The following is a 4,314-nucleotide window of genomic DNA, read 5'->3' as shown; positions in this document are numbered from 1 at the left end:
AGACGACCCTCCGAGCCGACCTCGCGAGCGACCCGCGTCACCTCGTCGGCGAACGACGACAGCTGATCCACCATCGTGTTGACGGTGTTCTTCAGCTCCAGGATCTCGCCCCGCGCCGGAACGTCGATCTTCTGTGACAGGTCGCCCTGGGCCACGGCCGTGGCGACCTGGGCGATGTCGCGGACCTGCGTGGTGAGGTTGCCCGCCATGGCGTTCACCGAGTCGGTCAGGTCCTCCCAGGTGCCCGACACCCCCGGCACCTTGGCCTGGCCGCCGAGACGGCCCTCGGTGCCCACCTCGCGCGCCACGCGGGTGACCTCGGAGGTGAACAGCGAGAGCTGGTCCACCATGCCGTTGAACACCTCGGCGATCTCACCGAGCAGGCCGTCGGCGTCGTCGGGCAGCCGGGTGCCGAAATCACCGTCCCGGACGGCCGTCAGGCCGGCCAGCAGCCGCCGCAGCTCGGCCTCTCCCACCCCGTCCGCGTTCCGCGTCCGGTCACCGCGCGTGATCGGCGCGGCCTTCTTCCCCCCAGCGTCACCCATGTTCAACCCTGTCCCTCAGAAGACCGCGCGGGTCCGGCCACTCAGGGCCTCGACGGGAAACCCGACTCCGGCGGCGTCGACACACGCGCTACGCGATCAGTTGCCGTCTGACATGCAACGGCCGCTGCGACATTACACTGCCTTCCAGACCGGAACACCCCTCTCCCGCTGAACGCGCGACCGACCGCATCTCGCCGTCCGAGCTCGCCGGGACGCCGTCCACATGCGACGATCCGGGCGGGGACGGGGCGAGGCCGCCGGATGGCCCTGATCGCAGGAGGCTCGTACGTCGATGACGACGCTGGAGACGGAGACACGCACCGCCGGCCAGGCCACAGTGGTCTCACTGGCCGGGGAGCTGACCATCAACACGATCCAGGACGCCGAGGCGGTCCTGCGGGCGGCGGCGGGCCACGACCGTCCGGACGTGGTCCTGGACCTGGGCGGGCTGCGGTTCATGGACTCGATGGGACTGCGCGCGGTGCTGCACGCCCGCCGGTCCGTCGTCGCGAAGGACGGCCGGCTGGTCCTGGCCGCGTTGCAGCCGACCGTCGCGCGGGTGCTGGACCTGGCGGGGCTGCGCGAGCACATCACGGTCTGCTCCACCACCGACGAGGCCCTGAAGAACCTGCGCCCGCGCTGACGGCGCGGCCCCCTCCCGCCGGCCCCCGTCACCGGCCCGGCGACGGGGGCGCCGACGCGCCCGACGGCCGAGGCCCGGCGATAATTGTCATACGACATCAGTTTTCGGGGCGGCTGGTGACCCTCCTCACCGCCGTCACCTGCGCTTTCCCGTCCCGGGAGCCGATCGGCGCCCGGCCGCCTTCGCCGGGAAGGCCACCGGAGGGCGACCCGCACCCCTACTATTGCCCCATGACAACTATTCGCCGTCAGTCGCAGCCGTCGTCCTCGGCGCGCTCGGCGAAGGAGAGCAGGCCCGCCAGCAGGCGGGCGCCGTCCTCCGGAGGCATGCGGTCCAGCACCGCCTCCAGGTCCCGCCGTCGCTGCCGCGCCAGGTCGCGGAGCAGCTCCTCGCCCTGCGGAGTGGCCCGCAGCACGACCTGCCGCCGGTCGACGTCGCTGGGCTCGCGGACCAGCAGCCCGGCGGCCACCAGCCGGTCGCACAACCGGCTCGCCGAGGAGGGGATCATCCCCAGGTGCGCGGCCAGGTCGCGCATGCCGAGGTGCGGCCGGGCCGCGATCGCCTCCAGCGTCCGCAGCTGCGTGGGCGGAACGTGTCCGGCCACCCGGTCCTGCGAGCGGCACCAGACGGCGATGAACATCCTGCCCGCGTGTTCGAGGGCCTGATGGTCGACCGACCGGGAGATCTGTTCGCTGGGCTGGTTCACCGACTGTCCCTAACGTCCGGTCTCGATGGTCACGACTGTCTGCTCTCGTCCCCGGCAGGCGCGGGTTGATGCCTGCGGAACCCGACTATCAGGAAGGTGCGCGGTGAACGACGGCGCCTGGAACACGCCGGTCTCCCCCGGAGACGACTCCCGCCGGGCGGCCGCGCCGAACGGCTCCGGCGCCCGGCCGCACGACGGCACGGCCCTGGTCGCCGAGGCGCTGCGCTCCCGGCGCGAGCAGCTCGCGCAGCGCTGGGCCGACGCGACGCCGTTCCGCGCGGTGTACGTGGCGGGCCGGGACGCGGCGGTCGGCGCGGCGCACCGGCTCGTGGACGCCCTGGCGGAGGTCGCCGGGTCCGGCCACTGCGCCGACCCGTCGGCCCCCGGGTTCGAGCGGGTGCGGCCACAGCTCGCCGAGATGCTCGCCGAGCGGGGCGCGGCGGGCGCCACCGCCGCCCAGCTCGGCGCCGAGGTCGCCGAGCTGCGGCACGCGCTGCTGGCGCTGGTGCGCGACCACGCCTCCCACGAGGGCGGGGACGCCGGGGACGCCGTGGTCGCCGCCATGGAGCTGGTGGGCACGCTGCGGCTGGTGGCGATGGAGACGGTCCTGGACCGGGACGCCGGGATCATCGCCCGGCAGCGGCAGGAGATCCTCGACACCGCCACCCCGGTGCTCAGGCTGTGGGACGGCGTGCTGGCGGTGCCGCTGATCGGCACGCTGGACAGCGCGCGCAGCCAGGTGATGACCGAGGCCCTGCTGGAGGGCATCGTCGAGCAGCGCGCCGAGGTCGCGATCCTCGACATCACCGGGGTGCCGATGGTGGACACCGTGGTCGCCCAGCACCTGATGCGGACGGCCACCGCCGTCCGGCTGATGGGCGCCACCTGCGTGCTGAGCGGCATCCGGCCGCAGATCGCCCAGACCATCGCCGCGCTCGGCATCGACCTGGGCGGGATCCGCACCCGGTCGACGCTGGCCGACGCGCTGGCGTGGGCGCTGCGGCACATCGGCGCACCGGCGGGGGGCTGAGCGGTGGACCGGATTCCCGTGCTGGAGCTGGACGGCGTCCTGCTGGCCAGCGTCCAGACCGAGCTGACCGACGCGACGGTCGTGGCCCTCCAGGAGGACCTGCTGGACCGGGCCGCCGCGACCGGCGCGGACGGCGTGGTGATCGACGTCTCCGCCGTGGAGATCATCGACTCCTATCTGGCCCGGGTGCTCACCGAGATCACCCTGGCGGTGCGGATGCTGGCGGCGCGGACCGTGGTGGCCGGGATGCGGCCCGCGGTGGCGGTCACGCTGGTGGAGATGGGGCTGGACCTGCCCGAGGTGGAGACGGCGCGGTCGTCGGCGCACGCGCTGGAGATGCTGGCGAGGCGATGAGGGACGGCGGAGGGGATCCCGTGGGCGGCGCGCCGGGCGCGCCGACGGTGCTGCCGATCAGGTCCGACGGCGACCTGATCCGGGTGCGGCGCGCGGCGCGCGAGGCGGCGGTGCGCGCCGGGATGAGCCTGGCCGAGCAGACCCGCATGATCACCGCGTCCAGCGAGCTGGCCCGCAACGCCCTGGTGCACGGCGGCGGCGGCCGGGTCGAGATCAGCGACGTGACGCGGCCGGGTCGGCGCGGTGTGCGCATGGTGTTCCTCGACGAGGGGCCGGGCATCCCCGACGTCGCGCGGGCCCTGACCGACGGCTTCTCCACCGGCACCGGGCTGGGCCTGGGCCTCGGCGGGGCGCGCCGGCTGGTGGAGGAGTTCCGGGTGGACAGCCGTCCCGGACGGGGCACGACCGTGACGATCGTCTCCTGGAGCCGGAGCCCGACGTGACGACGACCGCGACGATGATGACGACCGGCCGGCACGTGCCCGTCGAGGACCGCAGCCACCTGCACACCGCGCGCCGCGCCGCCACGCGCGCGGCCGCCGAGGGCGGCCTGTCCGACCGCGACACCGCCGCGTGCGAGCTGGCCGCCACCGAACTCGCCACCAACCTGATCAAGCACGCCCGCGGCGGCCACCTGCTGGTCAACGTGCTGGCCCCCGCCGACGGCCGGTCCCCGGCGTCGGTGCAGCTGGTCGCGGTCGACGACGGCCCCGGCATCCCCGACGTCCCGGCCGCGCTGGCCGACGGCCACTCCACCGCCGGGTCGCTGGGCGTGGGCCTCGGCACCTGCCGCCGCGCCGCCGCCGACTTCGACGTCTACAGCCCGCCCGGCCGGGGCACCGCCGTGCTCGTCCGGGTCGGCCCGCCCGTCGCGCTCCCGGCCGTCCGGGTCGGCGGCGTGCTCGTCCCGCACCCCGCCGAGACCGTCAGCGGCGACGGCTGGTGCGTGGCGCGCCGCCCCTCCCCCGCCGGCGAGGACCTGGTCATCGGGCTCGTGGACGGGCTGGGCCACGGCCCGGCGGCGGCCGCGGCGGCC

Annotated in this window: 7 protein-coding genes; 5 read left to right on the top strand and 2 right to left on the bottom strand. The window is 74.9% G+C overall.

Translation table 11 applies throughout. The features are described from left to right. Nucleotides 1–545, bottom strand: a 545-nt coding sequence (locus AKI01S_RS48215) for a HAMP domain-containing protein (RefSeq protein WP_157420750.1), incomplete at its 3' end; no start/stop codon positions are given. 292 nt (nucleotides 546–837) lie between these two features. Here AKI01S_RS48215 and AKI01S_RS48210 point away from each other — a divergent pair. Further along, the gene (locus AKI01S_RS48210) at nucleotides 838–1,188 is read left to right on the top strand and encodes an STAS domain-containing protein (RefSeq protein WP_067833778.1); all 351 of its coding nucleotides are present in this window, start codon (nucleotides 838–840) and stop codon (nucleotides 1,186–1,188) included. Between the two features lie 247 nt (nucleotides 1,189–1,435). Here AKI01S_RS48210 and AKI01S_RS48205 read toward each other — a convergent pair whose 3' ends face one another. Continuing rightward, nucleotides 1,436–1,894: a MarR family winged helix-turn-helix transcriptional regulator gene (locus AKI01S_RS48205; RefSeq protein WP_084000981.1), complete on the bottom strand. Its 459-nt coding sequence runs from the start codon at nucleotides 1,892–1,894 to the stop codon at nucleotides 1,436–1,438. A 103-nt stretch (nucleotides 1,895–1,997) separates the two neighbouring features. Between AKI01S_RS48205 and AKI01S_RS48200 the strand changes: the two genes are divergently transcribed. The 4 genes from AKI01S_RS48200 to AKI01S_RS48185 form a co-directional block, all read left to right on the top strand. Next, complete coding sequence (locus AKI01S_RS48200) at nucleotides 1,998–2,924, top strand: STAS domain-containing protein (RefSeq protein ID WP_245682100.1); 927 nt, start codon at nucleotides 1,998–2,000, stop codon at nucleotides 2,922–2,924. Between the two features lie 3 nt (nucleotides 2,925–2,927). Beyond that, entirely contained in the window at nucleotides 2,928–3,278 is a 351-nt protein-coding gene (locus AKI01S_RS48195) for an STAS domain-containing protein (RefSeq protein ID WP_067833775.1), read from the top strand. Nucleotides 3,279–3,298: 20 nt separating this feature from the next. Continuing rightward, the gene (locus tag AKI01S_RS48190) at nucleotides 3,299–3,721 is read left to right on the top strand and encodes an ATP-binding protein (protein WP_245682099.1); all 423 of its coding nucleotides are present in this window, start codon (nucleotides 3,299–3,301) and stop codon (nucleotides 3,719–3,721) included. After that, nucleotides 3,718–4,314: ATP-binding protein (locus AKI01S_RS48185; RefSeq protein ID WP_174567490.1), on the top strand; the 597-nt coding region annotated here is incomplete at its 3' end. The genes AKI01S_RS48190 and AKI01S_RS48185, both read left to right, overlap by 4 nt.

The sequence above is a fragment of the Actinomadura kijaniata NBRC 14229 genome (assembly GCF_001552175.1).
GTDB classification, from domain to species: domain Bacteria; phylum Actinomycetota; class Actinomycetes; order Streptosporangiales; family Streptosporangiaceae; genus Spirillospora; species Spirillospora kijaniata.
Note: the sequence above shows the minus strand (reverse complement) of the source record. Positions and strands in the feature narration are given on the sequence as shown.